The organism is Pseudomonas fluvialis (genome assembly GCF_002835605.1).
Lineage (GTDB): Bacteria > Pseudomonadota > Gammaproteobacteria > Pseudomonadales > Pseudomonadaceae > Aquipseudomonas > Aquipseudomonas fluvialis.
Genome location: NZ_PIYS01000003.1, coordinates 316,827 through 339,896, shown reverse-complemented (window position 1 = coordinate 339,896; position 23,070 = coordinate 316,827). Strand labels below are relative to the sequence as shown.

Sequence of the window (23,070 nt, the reverse complement as noted above, 5' to 3'; positions counted from 1 at the left end):
CGTACAACTGTTCACCCATTTTCATCCAATGGTAATGCCAACCGGCTGCAGGGTAGCAGCATGGCGTGTAGCGAGACTTGATGCTACTCATCGAAAGTCGAGGCTCCCGGACTGCTCCATTGCTGCAGCAGGCGCTGGAGTTCGGTGCGTTTGAACGGTTTGGCCAGGTAATCATTCATGCCGCTGGCCAAGCAGGCCTCACGATCACCGGGTAGGGCATTGGCGGTGAGGGCGATGATGGGGAGCTGCGCGGCAGTAAAGCGCTGGCGGATCAGGCGACTGGTCTGGTAGCCGTCCAGTACGGGCAGGCGGCAGTCCATGAGCACCAGGGATATGGGCTCATGCGCCAGCAAATCGATGGCCTGCTGGCCATCGCTGGCGCAGATCACCCGGTGGCCGAGGCTTTGCAACATGGCTTCGATGACACTGCGGTTGACCGCGTTGTCTTCGACCAGCAATACGTTGAGCTGGGTAGGCGGCGCACTGGCCGCCGGCATGCTGCGCCCGGCGCACTGGCCGTGCTGGCAGAAGAACAAGGGAATTTCCAGTGTAAAGGTCGAGCCCTGGCCCTCCTGGCTACGCGCGGTGAGGCGTCCGCCCATGCATTCGGCCAGGGTGCGTGCAATGGGCAGACCCAATCCGGTGCCGCCGTAGCGTCGGGAGATCGAGCTGTCAGCCTGGCGGAAAGCATCGAACATGGCGTCCAGCTGCGCGCTGGCGATGCCGATGCCGGTATCCTGCACGGCGCAGGTCAGCCAAAGGCTGTCTTCATCACGTTGCCGCCAGGCTACATCGATGCAGATAGAGCCTTGCTCGGTAAACTTCAGCGCATTGCCAATCAGGTTGACCAGTATCTGGCGGATGCGCGTGGGGTCGCCGAAGGCCTGGATGCCTTGCAGGCCTTCGGCCAGCTGCAGGTCAAGCTGCAGGCCGCGTTGCTGGGCGCTGTGCTGGAATACCTGGACCGAGTTGCGTAGCAGTTCGGCGGGCAGGAAGGGAATGCATTCCAGCTCCAGAGCGCCCCGCTCAATGCGCGAGAAGTCGAGGATATCGTTGATCACCTTGAGCAAGTGCTCGGTGGACTCCACGGCCAGTTCGGCGTACTCGCTTTGCTCGTGGTTGAGTTCGGTGGTTTCCAGCAGTTGCAGCATGCCCAGCACGCCATTCATGGGCGTACGCAATTCATGGCTCATCATGGCCAGGAACTCCGATTTGGCGCTGTTGGCGCGTTCGGCCTCCTCGCGGGCGCTGATCAATGCCTGCATGGCCATTTGCTGTTCGCGACTGGCGTGATCCAGGGCGCTGGCCAGGCTATTGATGTGCTGTGCCAGGCTGCCCAGCTGTGGGTCTTCGGGAACCGGTAGGCTGCTCTGATAGTTGCCACCCTGAATGGCTTCCACGGCTTTGCTCATGTCGCTGAGTGGTGTGGATAGTTGCGACGACAGGCGCCGCGCGAGCAGGAAGGTCAGGAGCAGGGCGAACAGGGAAATGCTGATGGCCTTGAGCAGAATACCTTGTTGACGACGGTCGAAGGTGTCTTCGGCAAGACCGACCACAACGCGGCCCAGATAGGTGGTGTCATCGCTGGCGGGTGGGTTGTTGCTGGCAAAGGGTTCACTACCTTCCAGGCTGACCTGTTGCAGGTTGATGGCTGCCTGAAAACTGCGTACTCGCACGGCTGTCTGAGTGTCTCGCTGGATAAAGGCAAGGATCTGGTCTTCGCTGTCACGCACCTCAATGAAGCGCACCGGCTGACTGCTCAGAGTGGCTTGGAGGAGGTTGTCGAGAATCTGCTGGTTGCCGGTGATCACGCCAAATTCGCAGGCTGGCGCCAATTGCGAGGCAATCAGTTGCCCGGTGCTGCGTAGTTCATCCTGCAGGTCGCTGAGCCGGGCATGGGTGAAGAAGGCGGTCAACAGCAAGGTCAGCAGCAGGGCAGGGCCAACACTGATCAGCTGGGTGCGCGTGTGGATATCGAGGGGACGCAAAAGGCTCATGGTTGCGCCTCGTGTTCGCGAAGCAGGCGTTGCAACTGCGGCTCGTCAGGTGGTGCCAGACCCAGAGCGCGAGCTACCGGGCGGTTGCTGATGACCTTGAAGTGTTGTGGATACAGGCTGCTCGGCCATTGCTGGCTGGGTTGCTCGAGCAAAGGAGCCAGCGTGGCCAGCCAGTCTGCCTGGTCGCTGTAGCTGCTAGCCAGGCTGCCTGCCTTGACGAAGGCAGCGCTAGGGCCGATGACGGCGCGTTGGCGACTGTAGCTGCTCAGCAGGATGGTCTTGGCGGTTTGCGAGTTGTAGAGCTGGCTGTCGTCGATCGCCAGGAGCAGGTCGCTGTCTTGCAGGACCTGTTGCAGGGGGCGATTGTCCCGCGGGTTTTCCCAGGGTTGTGTGGTCAGCTCCAAGTCCAGTGCCTGGGCTGCTTGCTGGTATTCCTCCAGCAGCGTACTGCTGTGCCGCCCATAGAGCAGGCCGATACGCTGGATGCCCGGTTGCAGCAGGCGAGCCAGGCGCATCTGGCGCAGCGGCGGCGGGTCGCTCCAGAGTAGAGTCAGGCCCGGCACACTGGGCAGATGCAGTTGTTCAGCACGACTGCGACTGATGCGCAGGGCGAGGCTGGGAGGGTTCTGCCGCTGGCCAAGGCGCCAGGTCAGAGCGGCTTCGTCGAGCAGAATCAGCCGGTCACCAGGCTTCAGGCTAGGTTCTCCCTCCTGCAGCGGGTGCTGGCGAATACGCAGGCTAGGATGCTGCTGTTGCAAGGCCTCGGCGAAGGCGTTGAGCCCCGGGGAGGTGGTCTGGCTAAGCAGGAGGATATCTGCTGCCCATAGAGGTAGACAGCAGAGCAGGCTGGCCAGGGCGATTATCTTGCTCATCCATGAGTTGCGCATGCTCAGAACTCGAGTTCCGCCGTGAAGTAGACGCGGTGGCGCTGGTCGTTGCGGCTTTCCCTTTGAATCTGTTGACCGTTGTATAGCACCTCACGCCAGGCCAGGGTGCCACTGTCCAGGCGCTGTTGCCAGACACCGGCCAATTCCAGTTGGCTACTGCCCAGTTGCAGGCGCTTGGCCAGGCGCAGATCGAGACGCTGGAAGGGTTGCTCGTTGAGGGCTTCCATCTGGTAGTAGAACAGGCTGCTGCTCCAGCCCTGCCCCCAGTCGGCCAGCCAGCCGGTGGAGCCACTGTGTCGCGCGCTCTGGTGCTTGTCGTTGGGGTTGCTGGGATCGTCTTCGATATAGGCGTAGCTGAGACGCAGGCGGTCACGGCTGCTGGCACGCCAGTCCAGTTGGGTTTCCATGCCGCGCAGGCTGATGCTGCTGTTATTACTGGCGGGAATGGCGTTGTTGAGCAACGGTTCGCTGATCAGGCCGCTGATATGGTCATCGAACAGTTTGACGTCCAGGCTCAGTTGCCATGCTTCGAAGTGTCCGTTGTAACCGATTTCCCGCGAACGCATGCGTTCGTTATCGAGGTTCTCCGGCCCCTGATTACTGACAAAGTAATAGGCGTCAGAGCGTCCGTAGATGTTCGGCGATATATCGGTGATCCAATAGCTCCAGTTCGGCGTGCTTTCGAACAGGTCGGGTGAGCGGACAGCTTCCGAGTACAGTGCGCGCAGGCCGTGACCGGGGGCCAGCAGGTAATTGACGGCCAGGCGTGGGGTCAGCGAGTCGCCTCCGAGCTGGTCGTATTCGTACATGGCGCCACCTTGCAGCAACCAGCGCTCGCTGGCTTGCCATTCAAGATGGCCGAACAAGCGACCCAGGTTGTTGTGCGTGCTGCCGGCGAAATAAGTCTGCGAGTCGGCCTGGTCACGCCGCAGGCTGACGCCACTGAGCAGGCGCAGGTCGTCGGTAAGGCTAAGGGTGTCGAGCAGTTCGATTTCCGCGCGACTTTCGCGCAGGTCCTGATTTACCGTGCCGCAGGTTTCCTGGCGCCCGGAACCATTCAGCCATTCATTGATGATCTGGTTGGCCAGTGCCTGTTCGGCGGCTACCTGGCTGGTTGCGGTGAAGCCGCTGAGGGCAAAACGCTGGGCAAATTGCGGGTTCATCTGCCAAAGCTGTCGCAGCGGGGGGTAGTAGCTGAGCGCGGCGTCACAAGCCCGCCAGCTGCGCAGGTGCTCCCAGTGCTGCAGGTTGCCTTGCAGTTGCAGGCTGTGTTGCGGCGAGAGGTCGATATTCCAGCGCACACTGGCTGCGTAGTCGCGTACCTGGGTGTCGCTGCCTTGGTCGCCGGGGCTGTAGGGGCCGAAGACCGGGCGATAGGTGTAGGGCTGCTGGTTGCTACCTTCACTGAGAGCCAGTTGCCAGCTCAGCTGCTGCTGGCTGTCCAGATCATGCTCAGCCGATAGCAACAGGCGATTGAGCCGCCGGTCGTCACGCAGTGGTTGTTGATTGGCGTCTTTGTCGAAACCGTTATCCGCCTGGCCGGACAGCGACAGTCGTAGTGCCCCGTTGTCGAGGGCCTGGCCATGGCTGGCATACCAGTCATTGATGCCGGTCTGGCCATAGCGCCATTGCAGGCGGGTGCCGAGGCTGTCCTGGGGCTTACGGCTGATGATATTGACCACCCCGAGCAGGGCATTGGCGCCATAGCTGACGGTATTGGGGCCGCGGAAGACTTCGATGCGCTCGATATCCTCGATGGCCAGTGGCAGGTCGAACCAGTCAACGGTTGCCAGCCCCGGGCGATAGACCGAGCGCCCATCGATCAACACCTGCAGGCGACGTGCCTCGCTACTGTTGCTGCCATGGTAGTTGACGGTGGCCAGGTTGCCTTGCCGGTAGCTGACCATCATGCCGGGCACCAGCCGCATCAGTTCGGCGATGTCGCGTGCACCGCTGGCGCGAATCAACTCGCGATCAAGTACCGTCATGGCGCCCGGAACGGCTGCCGGTGACTGCTTGAGGCGCGTGGCGGTGAGCACGCTGGGCAGCTCGCTGTCGCTGGCAAACAAATCATCCTGGCTGGCAAAGGCCTGGGCTAGTCCGGGCAGCAAGAGGGCTAAGGTGGGCAGAAGGCAACGCAAAGCGGCGCATCCTTGGACTGTCTCTGATGCAGGCATGTTAACCGAGGCTCGGCGCTTTGCCAGTAGCTAAATGCCGGAGCAGAGCGCCTGCCCAGTACCCGGTTGGTGCTTTTGCGCAAGGTCGCGTGGTCAGGCTGGCCGTCTGGCGCGAGCTTCGTATAATGCGAGCCTCAGCCCGGCGGGCACACACTGGACGTTTCATGACAGCACAAACACCCGTAGCGGTTCTCGGCGGTGGCAGTTTCGGTACTGCGCTGGCCAACCTCCTGGCTGAAAACGGGCAGTCGGTAAGGCACTGGATGCGCGACCCGCAACAAGTGGCGGCGATTCTGCGCGACGGTGAAAACCCGCGCTATCTCAAGGGTATCCGCATTCATCCGGGGGTGCGCCCGGATACCGATCTGGCCGACATCCTGCACGCTTGTACATTGATATTTGTTGCCGTGCCTTCCTCGGCGCTGCGCCAGGTGCTTCAGCCCCATGGCAGTCAGTTGGCCGGCAAACTGCTGATCAGTACCACCAAGGGTATCGAGGCGCAGAGCTTCAAGCTGATGAGCCAGTTGCTCGAAGAGCTGGCGCCGCAGGCGCGTATTGGCGTGCTGTCCGGTCCCAATCTGGCCCGCGAAGTGGCCGAGCATGCGCTGACCGCCAGTGTGATCGCCAGTGAGGACGAGGCCCTCTGTGAGCAGGTACAGCAGGTTCTGCACGGACGAACGTTTCGTGTGTATGCCAGTCGCGATCGCTTCGGTGTGGAGCTGGGCGGGGCGTTGAAAAACGTCTACGCCATCATCGCCGGTATGGCCGCAGCCATGGGCATGGGCGAGAACACGCGGAGCATGCTGATTACCCGAGCGCTGGCGGAGATGACCCGCTTTGCCGTACGCCAAGGCGCCAATCCGATGACCTTCCTCGGCCTGGCGGGCGTGGGGGATTTGATTGCGACCTGTTCATCAGCGAAGAGTCGCAACTTCCAGGTCGGTTTTGCGCTGGGCCAGGGCTTATCGCTGGAACAGGCTGTCGAACAACTGGGCGAGGTCGCCGAAGGCGTCAATACGCTGCGTGTGCTCAAGGCCAAGGCCGAGGAGTTGCAGGTTTACATGCCGCTGGTCGCGGGCCTGCATGCCATTTTGTTCGAGGCGCGTACTCTGGCTCAGGTCATCGAAGCGCTGATGCGTGGTGAACCCAAGACCGATGTCGATTTCATTTCCCCTCAGGGATTCTAAGTCCCCAGGAGTGACTGACCATGCCGCAGGATAAACAGACCTTACAACGCGAGTCCCTGCTCTTGCGCCTGCTGTGGATGGTGCTGTTTGCCATCGCCTGGCAGTTTGCCGAGTTGTTGCTGGGGCTGGTGGTGCTGCTGCAGATCGCCTATCGGTTGTTCTACGGAGCGCCCAGTGCCGGCCTGCTAGGGCTGGGTGATAGCCTTAGCCAGTATTTGCAGCAGATTGGCCGTTTTGGCACCTTCAATAGCGACAGCAAGCCCTGGCCCTTTGCCGATTGGCCGTTGCCGCGAGCAGCGGAGGGCGAGGCGGCTCACCAGGTGCCACCTGCCGCGCACCCGGTACGCGACGAAGAGCCCCGTTTGTGAGGCTGTGGTTGCTGCGCCATGGCGAGGCGCAGGCCCAGGCCGGCCAGGACAGCCTGCGTGCCTTGACCGAGCGCGGACGACAACAGGCGCGCTCGGCAGCCGAGGTGATGCGGGGTGTGCGCTGGCGAGGTCTGTTGCACAGTCCTTACCGGCGCGCGGTACAAACCACCGAGGAAGTCTGCGCGGCTCTGGGGCTGGACTTCGCCGAGGCGCGCGGCGTGTCCTGGTTGACGCCGGATACGCCGGTTGCGCGCACCCTGGAAGAGCTGGCGCTGCTTGAAGAGGGGGATTGGCTGCTGGTCAGCCACCAGCCGCTGGTTGGCGAGTTGGCCAGCTGCCTGTTGCATGGCCATCGTCAGCAACCGCTGGCCATGGCCACCGCGAGCCTGGCGGTGTTTGAGGCCGCCCTGCCGCTGGCCGGCATGATGGCCCTCCTGCAGCACCGCCATGTAGCGGATTGACGGACGATCCGGGGTCGTCCGGCGCCCTGTATGAAATTGACTGTACAGTCGGAAACATTTCTCGTCTTGCCTCCAGGCGTTGTCTGTGGAAGAGTCAACCAAGCAAGTGCTTGGTTGATTTCCCCACAATAACAACAATGGAGGAAGCGCTGTGGCTGCAGCCGACCGTCTACCGCTGGATATGTTCTACGAGCGCGAACAGCGCCATCCCGATAAACGCTATATGGTGCAACCGCTGGCGGGTGGCCAGCTGGAAACCCTGACCTGGACACAGGTGGGCGAGCAGGCGCGCCGTGCTGCGGCCTGGTTGCGCGAGCAGGAGCTCGAACCGCTCAGTCGCATTGCCATCATTTCCAAGAATTGCGCGCACTGGATTGTGGCTGACCTGGCCATCTGGATGGCTGGGCATGTCTCGGTGCCGCTTTATCCGAACCTGACTGCCGAATCGGTACGTCAGGTGCTGGAACATGCCGAAGCCCAGTTGGCCTTTATCGGCAAGCTGGACGATTGGCCTGCCATGGCGCCCGGCGTACCCGCGGCTGTGCGCTGCATCGGTTTGCCGCTACGCCCCAGCGGGCGTTTCGACCATCTGTGGAGCGACCTGCAGTGCTGCGCGCCGATCACCGATAGTCCCCGTCCGCCGGCCGAGCAGTTGATGACCATCATCTACACCTCGGGCACCACGGGTACGCCCAAGGGGGTGATGCACAATTACAGCAATTTTGCTTTTGCCGCCTCGCGTGCCATCAAGCTGTTCAATGTCGGTGAGGAGGATCGCCTGCTGTCCTACCTGCCGTTGTGCCATGTGGCGGAACGCATGTTTGTGGAGATGGCGTCGATCTATGCCGGGCAAAGCATCTTTTTTGCCGAGAGTCTGGAAACCTTTGTCGAAGACCTGCGCCGTGCCCGGCCGACGGTGTTTTTTGGTGTGCCGCGGATCTGGAGCAAGTTCCATCACGGGGTGATCGCGCGCATGCCGGCGCGCAAGCTGGATCGCCTGTTGCGCGTACCGCTGTTGGGGCGCCTGGTGGGGCGCAAGGTGCTCAAAGGCCTGGGTCTGGATGCCGTACGCTTTGCCTTGTCCGGTGCTGCACCGGTGCCGGAGGCGCTGCTCAACTGGTATCGCCGCCTGGGACTGGACTTGCAAGAGGTCTACGGCATGACGGAAAACTGTGGTTATTCGCATGTCTGTCGTCCCGGGCGTTACAAGGCGGGCTGGATTGGCCAGAACAATCCTGATGTGCAGGTACGCATCAGCGAGGAGGGCGAAGTGCTGGTGCGTAGTGGCGCGACCATGCAGGGCTACTACAAGGATGCCGAGAAAACCGCGGAGACTCTCACCGCCGATGGCTTTTTGCGCACGGGTGACAAGGGTGAGCAGGATGCCGAGGGCAACCTGCGCCTGACAGGGCGCATCAAGGAGATCTTCAAAACCAGCAAGGGTAAGTACGTCGCGCCCGCGCCTATCGAAAATCGTCTGGCCGTACATGCGCGAATCGAGCAGGTTTGCGTGGTCGGTGATGGCCTGCCGCAGCCCATGGCGCTGTGTGTGCTCTCCGAAGTGGCGCGCCAGGAGCCGCGTAGTGATGTCGAGAACAGCCTGGCGCGCCTGCTGGCGGAGATCAACGCGGTGCTGGACAAGCATGAGCAGTTGCAGGGACTGATTCTCGTCAAGGATGTCTGGGCGGTGGAGAACGGCTTTCTGACGCCCACCCTGAAGATCAAGCGTAATGTTGTAGAAAGCGCCTATGGTGGGCGCTTTGCCGAGTGGGGGGAGCGTCGCGAGCCCGTGTTGTGGCATGAGTGACGCTGCAGTCAGCACTATTGGCCTGGTCAATAGTGCTTGTTGATCACCTGGTGGCGCTCCGACAATCCACCGCTTATAGCGGCGCTCAGTCGGAGCGTCGTCTGTCGAGGAAGCCCGCATGTCCAATACGGTGTTCTTTGCGCATGCCAACGGTTTTCCGTCGGCTACCTATGGGAAGTTGTTCAGCGCCTTGCAGCCGGAGTATGTGGTGCAGCATCTGGAGCAGCACGGGCATGACCCGCGCTTTCCGGTGGACGATAATTGGCACAATCTGGTCGAGGAGTTGCTCTGCCAGCTACGCCAGCAGGCTAGGCCGGTGTGGGCGGTCGGTCATTCGCTGGGCGGCCTGCTGCATTACCACGCGGCCCTGCGCGAGCCGCAGTGGTATCGCGGCCTGGTCATGCTCGATTCGCCCTTGTTGACGCGAGCCGATCAGTGGCTGATCCGTGCCGCCAAACGCCTGGGGTTCATCGACCACATTACTCCGGCAGGACGCACCCTGGGGCGGCGTGAAGCGTTCGCCAATCGCCAGGAAGCGCATGCCTACTTTTCCGGCAAGAGCCTGTTTCGCCGCTTCGATCCCGATTGCCTGGAGCACTATGTCGAACATGCACTGACGCCTGTTGCCCAGGGGCTCAGGCTCAAGTTCGATCCGGCCACGGAAATCAGTATCTATCGCAGCGTACCCCATCGTAGTCCGGGGCGGCCGCGTCAGTTGCAGGTGCCATTGGCGGTGGTGCGCGGGCAGCACAGTCGCGTGGTCTGGCCGCATCAGGCACGCCAGGTGCGGCGTATGGCGCGCGGTGAATACCATTGCCTGCCCGGCGGGCATATGTTTCCGCTGGAGCGACCGCAGGATACGGCGGCACTGTTGCGCCGGCTGTTCAGTCGCTGGCAGGCCGAGGAGTCTTGTGCATGAGTGAGGCGGGCTATCAGGCGCGGCGTTTTTGCCTGCCGCATATCGAGTTGGCGGCCTGTTGCTATGGCCCGGAAGAGGGGATTCCTGTGCTGGCCCTGCATGGCTGGCTGGATAACGCTGCCAGCTTTGCTCGCCTGGCTCCGCTGTTGCCCGGTCTGCGCATCGTTGCCTTGGATTTCGCAGGGCATGGTCATTCCGCGCATCGCGCCCCGGGGGCCAGTTATCAGCTCTGGGACTACGCGCTGGACGCCCTGCTGGTGGCCGAGCAGTTGGCTTGGCAGCGCTTTGCCGTGCTCGGGCATTCGATGGGCGCGATCGTCAGCGTCATGCTGGCCGCGGCCATGCCGGAACGCATCAGCCGGCTGGCGTTGATCGATGGCTTGCTGCCTTTCACCGCTGAAGCCGAACAGGCGCCTGCCAAGCTCGGCGAGGCACTGCGCGCGCAGCTGGCTTTGGCGGCTAAGCGCAAGCCAGTCTATGCGGATGCTCAGCAGGCGGTACGTGCGCGCATGCAGGGTGTCGGTGCGGTGAGTCGGGAGGCTGCCAGTTTGCTGGTCGAACGGGGCTTGCAGGCCGTGCCGGGCGGGTATACCTGGCGTAGCGACAGTCGTCTGACCTTGCCTTCGCCGCTGCGCCTGAGCCGCGCACAGGCCTTGGCTTTTGCGCGGGCCGTGCAGTGTCCGGCGCGTCTGCTGCTTGCCGAGGGCGGCTTGCTGCAGGCTCAGCCAGACATTGCCGAGCGTCTGCAAGGTCTGCCGGTGGAGGTGCAGCGCCTGCCGGGTGGGCATCACCTGCATCTGGACGACCAGGCGGGGGCTCTGGCTGTTGCGCACAGCCTGGGGCCTTTTCTGCTGGCTGCGGCTGATCGGTAAAATACTGTGGCAAAGCCTGGCTTGACGTCAGCTGTTGGCTTGATGACCCTGCATACAAGAGCCGTCATGCAGAATGGCCGCTGACCATCAATGCCTAAACCAGGAACCTCATGCGTCTACTTATCGCTTTGACATTGCTTGTGGGCAGCCTGTCTGTCCAGGCCAGCCCGGACTGGTTGCCGTCCACGCCATTGCTGGCGCAGGCGCGTGTGCTGGATGAGCAGTCGTTCAGCGGCGAACGACGCTACCCGCAAAGCCCGCTGGCGCGCATCAGCAACCGGCTGCGCATGGAGCAGTCCGTGACGCTTAGTGGCGAGGGGCAGGCACTTTATCTGCAGGTGCCGGCGCAGTTGGCGGCAGGTGGCCTGGATGAGCTGCGTCGGGATCTGCAGGGGCAGGGTGCGCAAGTACTGTATTGGTGTCGGGGACGCAGCTGTGGCGCCAGTAGCCTGTGGGCCAATGGGATCTTTGCCAACCCCCGGCTGACTGGTGCGGACGAGCAGCAACAGTTCCTCCTGCTGCGTCTGGCTGCTCCTCGTGAGCAGTATCTGCAAGCCTATTACCTGATTACGCGGGGCACGCGTCCGGCCTACCTGCAGGCCGAGCAACTTCAGGTAGCCAGTCTGCCCGAGCTGCTGCCTACGCCGGCGACCTTGCTGGCGCAGTTGGAGGCTGATGGAGTGCTGTATCTGATGCCGCCCGGTGTCGTACCGGAGGCTGGCTGGCTGCAGCTGCTGGCGCGTACCCTGCAGCTCAACAGCACGCTGCGGGTCAGCCTGCAGGGAGCACACGCGGAAGCCTGGCGAGATGCCTTGCAGGAGCAGGGGGTGCGTGGCAGTCGCCTTGAGCTGGATGCGGGGGCTGATCCGGGGCTGCGTGTGCGCTGGCTGCGCTAGAAGGCTGTTCAAAGCCTTGCAGGCGTGCTAAAACCAGCCCACATACGGATCTAGCCGCTTGATAAAAAAGGGAAAACCATGACCAAGTCGGAGTTGATCGAACGCATCGTCGACCAGCAGGGACAGTTGTCCCCGAAGGATGTGGAGCTGGCTATCAAGACCATGCTGGAGCAGATGTCGCAGGCGCTGGCCACGGGAGAGCGTATCGAGATTCGTGGCTTTGGCAGTTTTTCCCTACATTTTCGTGCGCCACGGGTAGGGCGTAATCCGAAGACGGGTGAGTCCGTGTGCCTGGACGGCAAGTATGTTCCGCATTTCAAGCCCGGCAAGGAACTGCGCGATCGCGTAAATGACTGAAGGCTCAGCAAAACGTCGGAGAGGAATGCCTACTCCGGCGTTTTTTTGCGATAAAAAGATTGTATGCAATTTAATTGCTGGCTATCTTTTGCGGTGATTTGGATTCATAGACGTTTCTGAGACATGAGGTGACAAGTGATGAGTGATGCATTGTTTGATATTCCGCTGACTACCATCGACGGCCAGCAGAAGCCATTTTCGGCGTTTGCCGGCAAGGCCACGCTGGTGGTCAACACCGCTAGCAAGTGTGGCTTTACCCCCCAGTACAAGGGGTTGGAGAAACTCTGGCAGGACTATCGAGAGCAGGGTTTGCGTGTGCTGGGCTTTCCGTGCAACCAGTTTGGCCATCAGGAACCGGCGGGCGAGCAGGCGATTGCCGAGTTTTGTGAGCTCAACTTCGGAGTGAGTTTTCCGCTGTTCCAGAAAGTCGAGGTCAATGGCAAGGCAGCTCATCCGTTGTTTGTGGAGCTCAAACAGCGGGCGCCGGGTTTGCTGGGTAGCCAGGCGATCAAGTGGAACTTCACCAAGTTCCTGGTTGATGAGCAAGGACAGCTGATCAAGCGTTTTGCGCCGACTACCAAGCCGGAGGAGCTGGCCCGTGAGATTGAAGCGCTGTTGTCATGAGTGAAGATGATCTGCTGCTTGACCAGCAGCTGTGCTTCAAGCTGTATACCGCTTCGCGCCTGATCATTCGCCGCTACCGACCGATGCTCGAGGCGCTAGGCATTACCTATCCGCAATACCTGGTCTTGCTGGTGCTCTGGGAATGGCAGCGTTGTCCGCCTGTACAGTGCACTGTCAAGGCGCTGGGGCAGCGCCTGCTGCTGGACTCGGGCACTCTCACCCCGTTGCTCAAGCGCTTGCAGTCGCTGGGTTTGCTGACCCGGCAACGTGACCGGGAGGATGAGCGTGCGGTTTGCCTACAGCTGACCGCAGCAGGTCTTGCCATGCGTGAACAGGCTATGCGGTTACGCCAGCAGCTGCTTTGCCAGCAGGGCCTGGATACACCGGCCATGCAGGCCTGGCGCCTGGCTTTGGGCGAGCAGTTGCAACCTCTGTTGGCGTTGGCCGATGAGGCGACGGGCTCAGTCTGAAGCGCCGGCCTTGGGCAACCACTGCTGCAGCAGGGCGGCCAGGTCCTCGCGGCGGAAGGGTTTGGCGAGGTAGTCGTCCATCCCGGCAGCCTGGCAGCGCTTGCGCTCTTCCGGCAGGGCATTGGCGGTCAGTGCGATGATCGGCAGGCCTTGCCAGCGTGGCTGCTGGCGAATGCGCCGGGTGGTCTGGTAGCCATCCAGCAAGGGCATGTTGCAGTCCATCAGGACCAGATCGAAGTCTTCATTTTCCAGGCGTTCCAGGGCTTTCAGGCCATCCTCGGCCAGGCTTACGCTGCAGCCCAGTTTGCCCAGCATGCCCTGAGCGACCATCTGATTGACGCGGTTGTCCTCCACCAGCAAGACCTTGCCGCTGAACGGGGCGCTAGTTTTTCCGCTGCTGTGCGGGTGGCTATCGGCATTGCCGGTCTGGTTGAGAGACTGCTGCAGAGCCTGATAGAGCGTATGCCGGGTCAGTGGCAGCAGTGCCTGTTGCAAAGGCGCCAGTTCGCTGCTCTGACGGGTATCCAGCTGGGCGGCGAAGTCACCGAGTAGTAGGACGGGGAGCTGGCTGTGCTGACGCATGGCCAGCGCCTCCTCGACATGCTGGCAGATCAGCAGCGCGGCGTCGGGCTGCGGTGCTTGTAGTTCAGTTGCGTCGATGAAGCGCAGTTGTAGGCCAAAATACGGCAGCCACTGGCGTAGTTGTTCGCCCAGGCCACTGCTCGCCGAGCTGGTGAGCAGGACAAGGCCGGAGAGTGCCGGCCAGTTAGCTGGGCCGCTCAGGCTGGTTAGTGGTAGCCAGGCACTGAAACGACTTCCCTGGTTGACCTGGGAACTGACCTGCAGGGTACCCTGCATGGCTTCGCAGAGGCGTTTGCACAGCGCCAGTCCGAGGCCGGTGCCACCGTATTCGCGAGCGATTCCGGCGGCAGCCTGGGTAAAAGGTTGGAACAGTCGCGCTTGGGCTTCTTCACTGATGCCAATGCCGGTGTCTTCGACTTCAATCAACAGGCCGTGCTGGCTGCTGCGCAAGCGCAGGTCGACCCGGCCGCTACGGGTGAACTTCAGGGCGTTGGACAGCAGGTTGCTGATGATCTGGCGTACCCGCTTGGGATCGCCCAGGCACAATGCTGGCAGCTGGGTGTCGATCAGACAGGTGAGTTGGACTTGCGCATGACAGTTGGGGGAGAGCAGGCGCGTGGTTTCCTCGGCCAGTGCGGCTGGATCGAAGGCAATCTGTTCCAGTTCCAATTGACCCGCTTCGAATTTCGATAGGTCGAGGATGTCGTTGAGCAACTCCATCAGCACCTTGCCCGACTCCTGAGCAATATCCAGTTGCTGGCGCTGCTGTTCGTCCAGAGGGTTCTCGCGTGCCAGGTTGAGCATACCCAGCAAGCCGTTGAGGGGCGTGCGTATCTCATGGCTCATGCTGGCCAGAAAGGCTGCACGTGCCTGGGCGGTGTGCAGGGCCTCGGCGCGCGCCTGTTGCAGTTCGAGGTTGGACTGGCTGAGGCGTTCATTGGATGCCTTCAGTTCAGCGGTACGTGCATTGACCCGGTCTTCCAGTTCAGCCAGGTGGCGGGTCAACTGATCTTCGGCCTCGCGGCGCTGGGCATTTTCCTGGGCCACGCTGTGCAGCTGGCGGTTGGTTACCTTGACCAGTACGCCGATTTCATCATCGACATGTGCCGCCGGGCAGGTCAGCGGTTGCTGTTCGACCTGGCGTGGGTTGCGTTCGCTGAGATCGGCAATCAGCTTGACCAGTGGGCGGGTCAGCATGGCATTGAAGAGCACCAGCAGAATCAGGGAAAGCAACAGGCTGCGCACAAAGCCGGTAACCAGGGTCAGCCAGGCGCGTTCGAGGAAGTGACTGCCAAAGGCATAAGTGTCGACCTCCAGTACCAGTACGCCGAGGCTTTCTTCGGGAGCATGACTGACCGACAGGGGGTCGGCGAAGCGTCGTTGCTTGCCGAACAGGAAGTCGCTGAACACCCGGTAGCCGCTTTGTAGCGGTGGGCGGCTGACCGAGGCCAGGGTCAGGCCACTGTTGTCGATCAGTTCGGCGTGGATGACTGCGGGGGAGTTGAGCAGGCCAAGCGCCAGCTCCTGGGCCAGTTCGGCATCGATGTTGTAGGTGATGCGCGCCGCCGGGTTGTGGCTGATCTGCAGCAGGGCGCGGATTTCACGATCGATGCTGGCGTTCTGGCTCAGGTAATCGAAACCCACCTGGATCAGGCTGAGCAGGGTGCCCAGCATGAACGCGACAATCACGGTAAGTCGCGTCTGCTTGTAGGACAGTCGCTGGGTGAAGGGGATATCCATGGGGTTGAACTGACTCGCCTTGTCTGTCTGGCCCTGCAATCATAGCCTAATCGGTACTGTTACCGGCTTGATCCCTTGCACACTGGAGGTCGTCATCGTGCAGCCTGAACTGCTGGCATTTCTGCAGCGTGCCGAACGCTGCCTGGAGCGTTTGGAACCATTGTTGCCTGCGCCGCTGAGCGTGCCCGACTGGAGCGCTTGCCTGGCGGCACGCTGGCAGCGCGAGGGGCGTCAGGGCGGTCTGCGTTCGCTGCGGGTGCGTCTGGAGACACGCCTGGACGACCTGTTGGGGGTTGAGCGGCAATTGCAGCAGTTACAGGCCAACACCCGTCAGTTCGTGGCCGGCTGGCCGGCCAACCATGCCTTGCTGTGGGGCGCGCGGGGCACCGGTAAGTCATCGATGGTACGTGCGCTGCTGCGTGAGTATGCCGAGGACGGGCTGCGCCTGGTGGAAATCGAGCGTGATCATCTGGCCGACCTGCCGCAGGTACTGGGGTTGCTGGCCGATCAGCCGCAACGCTTCATCCTGTTCTGCGATGACCTGTCTTTCGATGCCGGGGAAGCCGACTACCGCGTGCTCAAGTCGGTATTTGATGGCAGCCTTGAGCAGGCGCCGGACAATGTACTGATCTACGCCACCTCCAATCGCCGGCACCTGCTGGCCGAGCAGCACAGTGACAACCAGCACTGGCGGATGGTCGATGGCGAGTTACATCCCAACGAGGCGGTCGAGGACAAGATTGCCCTGTCCGATCGTTTTGGCTTGTGGCTGTCCTTTTATCCCTTCAGCCAGGAGCACTACCTGGCGGTGGTACAGCACTGGTTGCAGCAGCAGGCGGCAGAATATGCCGTGGTCGTGACGTGGGATGAGTGCCTGCAAGGCGAGGCCTTGCGCTGGGCGCAGGCCCGGGGTAACCGCAATGGCCGCTGTGCCTGGCAGTTTGCACGTTACTGGCTGGGACGGCAGTTGCTCGAAGGCGCGCCGAAAGACATTTAGCGTGGGGCTGGTCGGCGTTGCCAGCGCGGCGTTTGGGGGCCGCGCTGGCTGGCCGGGCCGTTAGGCCAGTTAGCCGAGGTGTTGCTTGTCCAGCTCGATAGCCGCATCGAGGGTTTCCAGGAAGGCCTTGCGGGTCTTCAGCTTGGTGTTGCGATGGGCAGTCATGTTGATCTTTTTCATCTGCTCGGCGACTGCCAGTGCGCTGGGCAGCAGGGCGTCGGCAGCCACGACCTGGTCGAGGAAGCCGGCGCTCAGGGCGCCTTGCGGGTTGAACAGCTCACCATTGATCACCGAGCGTTGGAATGCAGCCTTGCCCAGGCGCTCGCGTGCCAGTTCGATGCCGACATGGTGCATGGTCATGCCGATCAGCACTTCGTTGAGACCGATGGTGAACGGGCCTTCCACACCGATACGGTAGTCGGCTGAAAGCAGTACGAAGGCGCCCTTGGCGACGGCATGGCCCGGGCAGGCCACGATGATCGGGTAGGGGTGAGCCAGCATGCGCCGCGCCAGGGTGGACCCCTTGGCAACCAGGTTAATGGCGTTCTGTGGGCTGGAAGTCATGACCTTGAGGTCGTAGCCACCGGAGAGGATGCCGGGCTGGCCGGTGACGATGACAATCGCCTTGTCCTGCTCGGCGCGATCCAGCGCGGCATTGAAATCGTCGATCAGTTGCGGGGAGAACGCATTGACCTTGCCATTATTCAAGGTCAGGGTGGCGATGCCGTTTTCGCACTGGTAGGCGACAAGTTCAGTCATGGCGGAAGTTCCTGGGGCAGGTAAAAGAGGCAAGACGTTACTCAGCGGCGCGTCGCAGGTAAAGCGCTTTGGCTGACCTGTAAGTCATGTGAACAGGCGTTTACTGAGGATCATGAAAAAGGCCCGCTGCGTGATCAGCGCAGCGGGCCTGTTAGTGGCGCCTTGGAGCCGGGATTATTGCAGATCGAAACGATCGGCGTTCATCACCTTGTTCCAGGCCGCGACGAAGTCGTGGACGAACTTCTCGCGGTTGTCGTCCTGGGCATAGACCTCGGCATAGGCACGCAGGATCGAGTTGGAGCCGAACACCAGGTCGACACGGGTCGCGGTCCACTTGGTGGCGCCAGTGTTGCGCTCGACGATGGCATAGCTGTTGCGCCCGGTGGGCTTCCAGCTGTAGGCCATGTCGGTCAGGTTGACGAAGAAGTCGTTGCTCAGCACGCCGACCCGCTCGGTGAACACGCCATGCGCGCTGCCGCCATGGTTGGCACCGAGCACGCGCAGGCCGCCGACCAGCACGGTCATCTCCGGCGCGGTGAGCCCCATCAGCTGCGCGCGATCGAGGAGCATTTCCTCTGGCTGCACGGTGTAGTGCTGCTTCTGCCAGTTGCGGAAGCCGTCGTGCAGCGGCTCGAGCACCTCGAACGACTCGACGTCGGTCTGCGCCTGGCTGGCATCGCCACGTCCCGCAGCGAACGGCACCTGCACGGCCACGCCGGCCGCCTTGGCAGCTTCCTCGATGGCCAGGTTGCCGGCCAGCACGATCACGTCGGCCACACTGGCGCCGGTGTCGGCGGCGATCTTCTCGTACACCGCGAGCACCTTGGCCAGGCGCGCCGGCTCATTGCCTTGCCAATCCTTCTGCGGGGCGAGGCGGATGCGAGCGCCATTGGCGCCGCCGCGCTTGTCCGAGTTGCGGAAGGTCCGCGCGCTGTCCCAGGCGGTGCTGACCCGCTCGGCAATCGACAGACCGCTGGCGGCGATGCGCGCCTTGACCGCGGCGATGTCGTAGTCGCGGCGGCCGGCCGGCACCGGGTCCTGCCAGATCAGGTCTTCGGCCGGTACGTCCGGGCCGATATAGCGGGCCTTGGGCCCCATGTCACGGTGGGTCAGCTTGAACCAGGCGCGGGCAAAGACCTCGTCGAAGTAGGCCGGGTCCTTGTGGAAACGCTCGGAGATCTTGCGGTACTCGGGGTCGATCTTCAGCGCCATGTCGGCGTCGGTCATCATCGGCATGCAGCGGATCGAAGGGTCTTCGACGTCCACCGGCATGTCTTCCTCGCGGATGCTCACCGGCTTGTACTGCCAGGCACCGGCCGGGCTCTTGGTCAGTTCCCAGTCGTGCTTGAGCAGCATGTCGAAGTAGCCGTTGTCCCACTGCGTCGGCTTGCTGGTCCAGGCGCCCTCGATGCCGCTGGTCACGCTGTCGCGACCAATGCCACGGGTCTTGTGGTTCATCCAGCCCAGGCCCTGCTCTTCGACGTCGGCGCCTTCCGGGGCCGGGCCGAGGTTGGCCGCGCTGCCGTTGCCGTGCGCCTTGCCAACGGTGTGACCACCGGCGGTCAGGGCCACGGTTTCTTCATCGTTCATCGCCATGCGGGCGAAGGTGACGCGCATGTCACGGGCGGTCTTGAGCGGATCGGGCTGGCCGTCGACACCTTCGGGGTTGACGTAGATCAGGCCCATCATCACCGCCGCCAGCGGGTTCTCCAGGTCACGCTCGCCGGAGTAACGGCTACCCTCGCTGCCGCTGGGCGCCAGCCACTCCTTCTCCGAGCCCCAGTAAATGTCCTTTTCCGGGTGCCAGATGTCTTCGCGGCCGAAGGCGAAACCGAAGGTTTTCAGGCCCATCGACTCGTAGGCCATGGTGCCGGCCAGCACCAGCAGGTCGGCCCAGCTGATCTTGTTGCCGTACTTCTTCTTGATCGGCCAGAGCAGGCGACGGGCCTTGTCCAGGTTGCCGTTATCCGGCCAGGAGTTGAGCGGTGCGAAGCGCTGGTTGCCAGTGCCGGCGCCACCGCGGCCGTCGGCGATGCGGTAGGTGCCGGCGGCGTGCCAGGACAGGCGGATCATCAGGCCGCCGTAGTGCCCCCAGTCGGCCGGCCACCAGTCCTGGCTGTCGGTCATCAGCGCCTTGAGGTCGCGCTTGAGTGCGGCGAAGTCGAGCTTCTTGACCTCTTCGCGGTAGTCGAAGCCCTGCAGCGGATTGGTCTTGCTGTCGTGCTGGTGGAGAATGTCCAGGTTCAGCGCGTTGGGCCACCAATCCATGCTGGCTTTGCTGCTGGAAGTATTGCCGCCGTGCATGATCGGGCACTGGCCGCTGCTCTGGGGGGTCTTGTTGTCCATATGCATCTCCGTTGTGGCTGGCCGGGCTGTCGGCCTTGTCTCGGTAGCTATGAACGTCAGCCTGGTAACTGATGTTCTAGCGTGGCGGAATTGAGACTATCATTCGCTCTCGCTATTGGGTGTTTTTGTTTGATTGTTATTGGCTATCAGTCTGATAGCTGATAGCCCGCTTCCAGTGCCTGGGTATTTCCTGCGTGCAATAAGCGTAGACCAGCAGGGCAGCTGGGCCAGCCCCTTGCCTGGATAAGCTGTTTCTGGATACTGCGCAGCGTGTCGATGCCGTGAGCAGTCTAGGAGCTACCATGCGAGTCAATGCCGATTTCAGCCAGGTTGTGCTGCTGGATACGCAGCGGATGCCCTGGTGTGATTCACCCATACAGGGGGTACAGCGTCGCCTGCTGGATCGCCTGGGAGGGGAGGTGGCGCGTGCTACGTCGATCGTGCGCTATGCCCCTGGTAGCCATTTTGCAGCCCATGCTCATCCTGGCGGGGAGGAGTTCCTCGTCCTGCAAGGTGTCTTCGAGGATGAGCATGGCCGTTACCCCGCCGGGACTTACGTGCGCAATCCACCAGGCTCCAGCCATCGGCCAGGTTCTGCCGAAGGCTGTTGCCTGTTCGTCAAGCTTTGGCAGTTTGCGGCGACTGACCGGCAGTTCGTACGGCTCGATACACGGCAGCTGGCGGATCAGGCTGCCCAGGGCAGCTTTCCCTTGTTTGTTGATGGTTACGAGCGGGTGAGCCTGGAATGCTGGCCGGCTGATAGCGAAATCAGCCTGGATTGCCCGGATGGCGCTGAGCTGTTGGTACTGGAAGGTAGCTTGACCTGGCAGACGCAGCGTCTGGAAAAACAGGCCTGGTTGCGAGTGCCAAGGCATAGCAGCTTGCGCGCCCGAGCAACGTCCGAGGGGGTGCGCTTCTGGCTGAAAACCGGGCACCTGCGTGTCGTGCAGACCCCGCCAGGTGCCTGAGTCAAGCTAGCCAGTCCAGGGTGAGCAGCAGGCGTGATTGACCATTTTCGGGGGTAGGGGAGCGGTGTATGAGTCCACGGCCCTGGTTGCCCAGCCAACGCTCGCCTTTGGCCAGTGCGACATCGCCGGCCTGCAGTGCATGGATCTGCCGGGGGGCGCTGGGTTCGGCAGCGGCCTGGCCGAGTAAGTGACGAGCCATGCACCCCTCCGTCAGCCACTCGCTGGCTGTCCCGGCATAGGTGCAAATCAGCCGTACGGCGACCTGATCAACATGGAAACGCGGGCACATGGGGGTATCCAGGCGGCGTAAGCGCAGGCCAATGCGTTGTGCGCCGAGTAAGCAGGCAAACGCTTCAACCAGCCACTGCAGGTCATCGCGCAAGGCGGCGAAGCCGTCCAGTTGTGACCAGGCAGCCGGCAGGTTGGGAACCTTGAAAGTGCCCGAGGTATGCGCTTGCAGAACCAGCACCTCATTGATGGGGCGGTCGCCAGCCAGCAGCCGTGACACCATGTGCTGCAGCTCCGTGCTTAGTTCGCGTCGCCAGACGGCGAGATTGACGTCCTCCCGGAGGATGTCGGCAAGGCTGTCAGGCTGCGTGCCAATGATCTGCTGCGGCACTGGGTTAATCACTGAATCGAGCATGACGGATATGCCGCTCCTGTAGTTCCTGCCGCTGTTTGGCTTCTATGCACAGGTGCGTCGTAGGCCTGAGCAGCAGGCGTTGCAGACCGATGGGCTCGCCCGTTTCGCTGCACCAGCCGTACTCCCCATTGGCTAGGCGCGCGAGAGCCTGGTCGATCTTGTCCAGCAGGCGCTTTTCACGCTCGAGTTGGCGTATGCGCCACTGTCGCGCTTCTTCGGCACTGCCTTGGTCTGCCAGGTCGCTGTGGTTTTCAGCTTCGCGCAGGTCGGCAAATTCTTCGCTGATGCGTTGTTGCAAGGTCTGGCGCTGCTCCAGCAGCAGCTGGCGAAAGAACTCGCGCTGGATGTCGTTCATGTAATCGCTGCTGGGCATGGCGAGCAGTTGTCGTGTGTCGAGTGGTGGCATGTCGGCAAAAAAATAATGATATCGTTATAGTTATAACATAACATTTTTATGCGACTCTACGCTTGATGACTTAGGGAGAGGTGATGATTCGCTGCGAGCAATTGCAGTGGGGACCAAAGGGGCAACCCCTCACTCCGCCGCTAGACCTTTATCTGCCGGCCGGCAGTGTCACTGCTGTAGGCGGGCGCAACGGCTGCGGGAAAAGCAGCCTGTTCGAGGTGCTGGCTGGCTGGCGTCAGCCGTTGCGCGGGCGCTTGCGTATCGATGCGCCCCGGCTGGGCGGCATCGCCTATTTGCCACAGCAGCAAGCCGTGGATCGGCACTTTCCCATCACGCTGCAGGAGCTGGTTGCCGGTGGATTGTGGCGCTGGCGCTTGCGTGGTGAAGCGCGGCGACAGCGTGTGGAGCAGGTCTTGGCGTTCTGGCAGCTGGAGGACGTTGCTCAGCAGCCCTTGCAAAGCCTGTCCGGTGGCCAGCTACAGCGTGGTCTGCTGGCGCGTCTGGCGCTGACCGATGCCAGGCTGCTGCTGCTCGACGAAGCAGAAGCTGCGCTGGATAGCGAAGGGCTCCTCCTGTTCTGGCAACAGCTTGCGCAGTGGCGCGAGGCAGGTCGCACCGTGATGCTGATCAGTCATGCACTGGAACCACTCAGCCAGCGTGTCGATAGCTTGCTGCTTGTTGCGGCCGGCGGCTGTATTCAGGCGCCGTTGAATATCGCACGCCTGGGACGGGTTGCCTGATGCTCGACTGGCTTTGGCAGCCTTTTGCCGAGTTCTCCTTCATGCGCAGAGCGTTGCTGGGTGGCGTGGCATTGGCGCTTAGTGCCGGCCCGTTGGGCGTTTTCTTGCTGTTGCGGCGCATGAGCCTGATGGGCGATGCCATGGCACATGGCATTTTGCCGGGAACCGCCCTGGCGTTTTACCTGTTTGGTCTCAACCTGCTGGCACTGTTGTGTGGTGGTCTGTTGGCTGGCCTGGGCATGGCCCTGCTGGCCAATGGGATCAGTCGTGCTACGGGGCTGCGGGAAGACGCCAGCCTGGCTGCGCTATATCCCTTGGCATTGGCGTTGGGCGTATTGCTGCTCAGCGTAGCGGGGCGGCAAGTGGATTTGCTGCACCTGCTGTTTGGCTCGGCCCTGGCTGTCGACCAACGCACCTTAGTCATCATGCTGGCCCTGTCAGGGCTAACCCTGATCGTACTTAAGCTGATCTACGCCATGCTGGTGCTGGACAGTCTGGACCCGCGCTTTCTGCGGAGCGTCAGCCGTTGGGGGGCTTGCGCACAGCCTGTTTTTCTCTGCCTGGTCGTATTGAACCTGCTGGTTGGCTTTCAGGCGATAGGTGCGCTGATGGTGCTGGGCTTGCTGTTGCTGCCGGCTGCGGCGGCACGCTTGTGCAGCGTTCGACTGCGGGTGTTGCTGCTGCTGGCGGCCTTGTTGGGGGCGCTAAGTGTCTGGCTTGGCTTGTTGTTGTCCTTCTATGCCCTGTTGCCCAGCGGACCATGCATCGTACTGATGGCCGGTCTGCTGTTCTTGGTGTGCCTGGTGCTTGGTTCGCATGGCGGGCTGTTGCGCGGGCGCAGGTTATCCATGCCCTTGTGAGGAGTTG

Annotated in this window: 22 protein-coding genes; 14 read left to right on the top strand and 8 right to left on the bottom strand. The window is 62.1% G+C overall.

The features are described from left to right. Window positions 1–83: 83 nt before the first annotated feature. The 3 genes from CW360_RS03450 to CW360_RS03440 are packed head-to-tail and all read right to left on the bottom strand — an operon-like array spanning window position 84 to window position 5,061. Complete coding sequence (locus tag CW360_RS03450) at window positions 84–1,997, bottom strand: ATP-binding protein (protein WP_101192757.1); 1,914 nt, start codon at window positions 1,995–1,997, stop codon at window positions 84–86. Further along, on the bottom strand, window positions 1,994–2,869 hold the full coding sequence (locus tag CW360_RS03445; protein ID WP_101192792.1) for an ABC transporter substrate-binding protein: 876 nt from the start codon (window positions 2,867–2,869) through the stop codon (window positions 1,994–1,996). Before CW360_RS03445 ends, CW360_RS03450 begins: the two co-directional genes overlap by 4 nt. A 17-nt stretch (window positions 2,870–2,886) precedes the next feature. Continuing rightward, window positions 2,887–5,061: a TonB-dependent receptor plug domain-containing protein gene (locus CW360_RS03440; protein WP_101192756.1), complete on the bottom strand. Its 2,175-nt coding sequence runs from the start codon at window positions 5,059–5,061 to the stop codon at window positions 2,887–2,889. A 164-nt stretch (window positions 5,062–5,225) separates the two neighbouring features. On the opposite strand from CW360_RS03440, the gene CW360_RS03435 reads away from it, so the two are divergent. The 10 genes from CW360_RS03435 to CW360_RS03390 all read left to right on the top strand — a co-directional run bounded on the left by CW360_RS03435 (window position 5,226) and on the right by CW360_RS03390 (window position 13,022). Further along, entirely contained in the window at window positions 5,226–6,248 is a 1,023-nt protein-coding gene (locus tag CW360_RS03435) for an NAD(P)H-dependent glycerol-3-phosphate dehydrogenase (RefSeq protein WP_093985414.1), read from the top strand. Window positions 6,249–6,268: 20 nt separating this feature from the next. Further along, window positions 6,269–6,616 carry a DUF4389 domain-containing protein gene (locus tag CW360_RS03430; RefSeq protein ID WP_093985415.1) on the top strand — a complete coding sequence of 116 codons (348 nt, stop codon included), beginning with the start codon at window positions 6,269–6,271 and terminating at the stop codon, window positions 6,614–6,616. After that, window positions 6,613–7,077, top strand: a complete 465-nt coding sequence (gene sixA, locus CW360_RS03425) for a phosphohistidine phosphatase SixA (RefSeq protein WP_101192755.1) — start codon at window positions 6,613–6,615, stop codon at window positions 7,075–7,077. Before CW360_RS03430 ends, sixA begins: the two co-directional genes overlap by 4 nt. A gap of 151 nt (window positions 7,078–7,228) precedes the next feature. After that, a complete protein-coding gene (locus tag CW360_RS03420) occupies window positions 7,229–8,884 on the top strand; it encodes an AMP-binding protein (RefSeq protein ID WP_101192754.1) in 1,656 nt (551 codons plus the stop codon). A gap of 118 nt (window positions 8,885–9,002) precedes the next feature. Beyond that, complete coding sequence (locus tag CW360_RS03415) at window positions 9,003–9,803, top strand: alpha/beta fold hydrolase (RefSeq protein WP_093985418.1); 801 nt, start codon at window positions 9,003–9,005, stop codon at window positions 9,801–9,803. After that, window positions 9,800–10,675, top strand: a complete 876-nt coding sequence (locus CW360_RS03410) for an alpha/beta hydrolase (RefSeq protein WP_093985419.1) — start codon at window positions 9,800–9,802, stop codon at window positions 10,673–10,675. Before CW360_RS03415 ends, CW360_RS03410 begins: the two co-directional genes overlap by 4 nt. A gap of 110 nt (window positions 10,676–10,785) precedes the next feature. Beyond that, a complete protein-coding gene (locus CW360_RS03405) occupies window positions 10,786–11,571 on the top strand; it encodes a DUF4892 domain-containing protein (RefSeq protein ID WP_101192753.1) in 786 nt (261 codons plus the stop codon). A 78-nt stretch (window positions 11,572–11,649) separates the two neighbouring features. Beyond that, the gene (ihfB, locus tag CW360_RS03400) at window positions 11,650–11,928 is read left to right on the top strand and encodes an integration host factor subunit beta (protein WP_093985421.1); all 279 of its coding nucleotides are present in this window, start codon (window positions 11,650–11,652) and stop codon (window positions 11,926–11,928) included. Window positions 11,929–12,066: 138 nt separating this feature from the next. Further along, complete coding sequence (locus tag CW360_RS03395) at window positions 12,067–12,552, top strand: glutathione peroxidase (protein WP_093985422.1); 486 nt, start codon at window positions 12,067–12,069, stop codon at window positions 12,550–12,552. Further along, window positions 12,549–13,022 (top strand): MarR family winged helix-turn-helix transcriptional regulator, encoded by a 474-nt coding sequence (locus CW360_RS03390; protein WP_093985423.1) that lies wholly within the window; start codon window positions 12,549–12,551, stop codon window positions 13,020–13,022. Before CW360_RS03395 ends, CW360_RS03390 begins: the two co-directional genes overlap by 4 nt. Here the strand turns inward: CW360_RS03390 and CW360_RS03385 are convergent. After that, the gene (locus tag CW360_RS03385) at window positions 13,014–15,344 is read right to left on the bottom strand and encodes an ATP-binding protein (RefSeq protein WP_093985424.1); all 2,331 of its coding nucleotides are present in this window, start codon (window positions 15,342–15,344) and stop codon (window positions 13,014–13,016) included. The two genes, CW360_RS03390 and CW360_RS03385, sit on opposite strands and share 9 nt — an antisense overlap. A gap of 97 nt (window positions 15,345–15,441) precedes the next feature. Between CW360_RS03385 and CW360_RS03380 the strand changes: the two genes are divergently transcribed. Next, window positions 15,442–16,341, top strand: a complete 900-nt coding sequence (locus CW360_RS03380) for an ATP-binding protein (RefSeq protein WP_093985425.1) — start codon at window positions 15,442–15,444, stop codon at window positions 16,339–16,341. Between the two features lie 69 nt (window positions 16,342–16,410). On the opposite strand, the gene CW360_RS03375 is transcribed toward CW360_RS03380, so the two are convergent. Next, window positions 16,411–17,100 (bottom strand): crotonase/enoyl-CoA hydratase family protein, encoded by a 690-nt coding sequence (locus CW360_RS03375; protein WP_093985426.1) that lies wholly within the window; start codon window positions 17,098–17,100, stop codon window positions 16,411–16,413. 174 nt (window positions 17,101–17,274) lie between these two features. After that, a complete protein-coding gene (gene katG, locus CW360_RS03370) occupies window positions 17,275–19,446 on the bottom strand; it encodes a catalase/peroxidase HPI (RefSeq protein WP_093985427.1) in 2,172 nt (723 codons plus the stop codon). Window positions 19,447–19,748: 302 nt separating this feature from the next. Between katG and CW360_RS03365 the strand changes: the two genes are divergently transcribed. Continuing rightward, window positions 19,749–20,414: a cupin domain-containing protein gene (locus CW360_RS03365; protein ID WP_101192752.1), complete on the top strand. Its 666-nt coding sequence runs from the start codon at window positions 19,749–19,751 to the stop codon at window positions 20,412–20,414. Window position 20,415: 1 nt separating this feature from the next. On the opposite strand, the gene CW360_RS03360 is transcribed toward CW360_RS03365, so the two are convergent. Both CW360_RS03360 and dksA read right to left on the bottom strand, forming a co-directional pair. Then, window positions 20,416–21,057 (bottom strand): DUF1826 domain-containing protein, encoded by a 642-nt coding sequence (locus CW360_RS03360; RefSeq protein WP_101192751.1) that lies wholly within the window; start codon window positions 21,055–21,057, stop codon window positions 20,416–20,418. Continuing rightward, entirely contained in the window at window positions 21,038–21,463 is a 426-nt protein-coding gene (gene dksA, locus CW360_RS03355) for an RNA polymerase-binding protein DksA (RefSeq protein WP_093985430.1), read from the bottom strand. The genes CW360_RS03360 and dksA overlap by 20 nt, the downstream gene beginning before the upstream one ends. An 83-nt stretch (window positions 21,464–21,546) precedes the next feature. Here dksA and CW360_RS03350 point away from each other — a divergent pair, with 83 nt between their 5' ends. Both CW360_RS03350 and CW360_RS03345 read left to right on the top strand, forming a co-directional pair. Then, window positions 21,547–22,203, top strand: a complete 657-nt coding sequence (locus tag CW360_RS03350) for a metal ABC transporter ATP-binding protein (protein ID WP_101192750.1) — start codon at window positions 21,547–21,549, stop codon at window positions 22,201–22,203. Then, window positions 22,203–23,063 (top strand): metal ABC transporter permease, encoded by an 861-nt coding sequence (locus CW360_RS03345; RefSeq protein WP_245874654.1) that lies wholly within the window; start codon window positions 22,203–22,205, stop codon window positions 23,061–23,063. The genes CW360_RS03350 and CW360_RS03345 overlap by 1 nt, the downstream gene beginning before the upstream one ends. Window positions 23,064–23,070: the final 7 nt, after the last annotated feature.

Excerpts from the sequence above, each read along its gene's own strand:
- CW360_RS03445 (WP_101192792.1), bottom strand. The coding sequence starts at position 2,869 with ATGAGCAAGATAATCGCCCTGGCCAGCCTGCTCTGCTGTCTACCTCTA.
- ihfB (WP_093985421.1), top strand. The coding sequence starts at position 11,650 with ATGACCAAGTCGGAGTTGATCGAACGCATCGTCGACCAGCAGGGACAG.
- CW360_RS03430 (WP_093985415.1), top strand. The coding sequence starts at position 6,269 with ATGCCGCAGGATAAACAGACCTTACAACGCGAGTCCCTGCTCTTGCGC.
- CW360_RS03385 (WP_093985424.1), bottom strand. The coding sequence starts at position 15,344 with ATGGATATCCCCTTCACCCAGCGACTGTCCTACAAGCAGACGCGACTT.
- dksA (WP_093985430.1), bottom strand. The coding sequence starts at position 21,463 with ATGCCACCACTCGACACACGACAACTGCTCGCCATGCCCAGCAGCGAT.
- CW360_RS03405 (WP_101192753.1), top strand. The coding sequence starts at position 10,786 with ATGCGTCTACTTATCGCTTTGACATTGCTTGTGGGCAGCCTGTCTGTC.
- CW360_RS03345 (WP_245874654.1), top strand. The coding sequence starts at position 22,203 with ATGCTCGACTGGCTTTGGCAGCCTTTTGCCGAGTTCTCCTTCATGCGC.
- CW360_RS03375 (WP_093985426.1), bottom strand. The coding sequence starts at position 17,100 with ATGACTGAACTTGTCGCCTACCAGTGCGAAAACGGCATCGCCACCCTG.
- CW360_RS03365 (WP_101192752.1), top strand. The coding sequence starts at position 19,749 with ATGCGAGTCAATGCCGATTTCAGCCAGGTTGTGCTGCTGGATACGCAG.
- CW360_RS03450 (WP_101192757.1), bottom strand. The coding sequence starts at position 1,997 with ATGAGCCTTTTGCGTCCCCTCGATATCCACACGCGCACCCAGCTGATC.
- CW360_RS03350 (WP_101192750.1), top strand. The coding sequence starts at position 21,547 with ATGATTCGCTGCGAGCAATTGCAGTGGGGACCAAAGGGGCAACCCCTC.
- CW360_RS03435 (WP_093985414.1), top strand. The coding sequence starts at position 5,226 with ATGACAGCACAAACACCCGTAGCGGTTCTCGGCGGTGGCAGTTTCGGT.
- CW360_RS03390 (WP_093985423.1), top strand. The coding sequence starts at position 12,549 with ATGAGTGAAGATGATCTGCTGCTTGACCAGCAGCTGTGCTTCAAGCTG.
- CW360_RS03415 (WP_093985418.1), top strand. The coding sequence starts at position 9,003 with ATGTCCAATACGGTGTTCTTTGCGCATGCCAACGGTTTTCCGTCGGCT.
- CW360_RS03410 (WP_093985419.1), top strand. The coding sequence starts at position 9,800 with ATGAGTGAGGCGGGCTATCAGGCGCGGCGTTTTTGCCTGCCGCATATC.
- CW360_RS03360 (WP_101192751.1), bottom strand. The coding sequence starts at position 21,057 with ATGCTCGATTCAGTGATTAACCCAGTGCCGCAGCAGATCATTGGCACG.
- katG (WP_093985427.1), bottom strand. The coding sequence starts at position 19,446 with ATGGACAACAAGACCCCCCAGAGCAGCGGCCAGTGCCCGATCATGCAC.
- CW360_RS03440 (WP_101192756.1), bottom strand. The coding sequence starts at position 5,061 with ATGCCTGCATCAGAGACAGTCCAAGGATGCGCCGCTTTGCGTTGCCTT.
- CW360_RS03395 (WP_093985422.1), top strand. The coding sequence starts at position 12,067 with ATGAGTGATGCATTGTTTGATATTCCGCTGACTACCATCGACGGCCAG.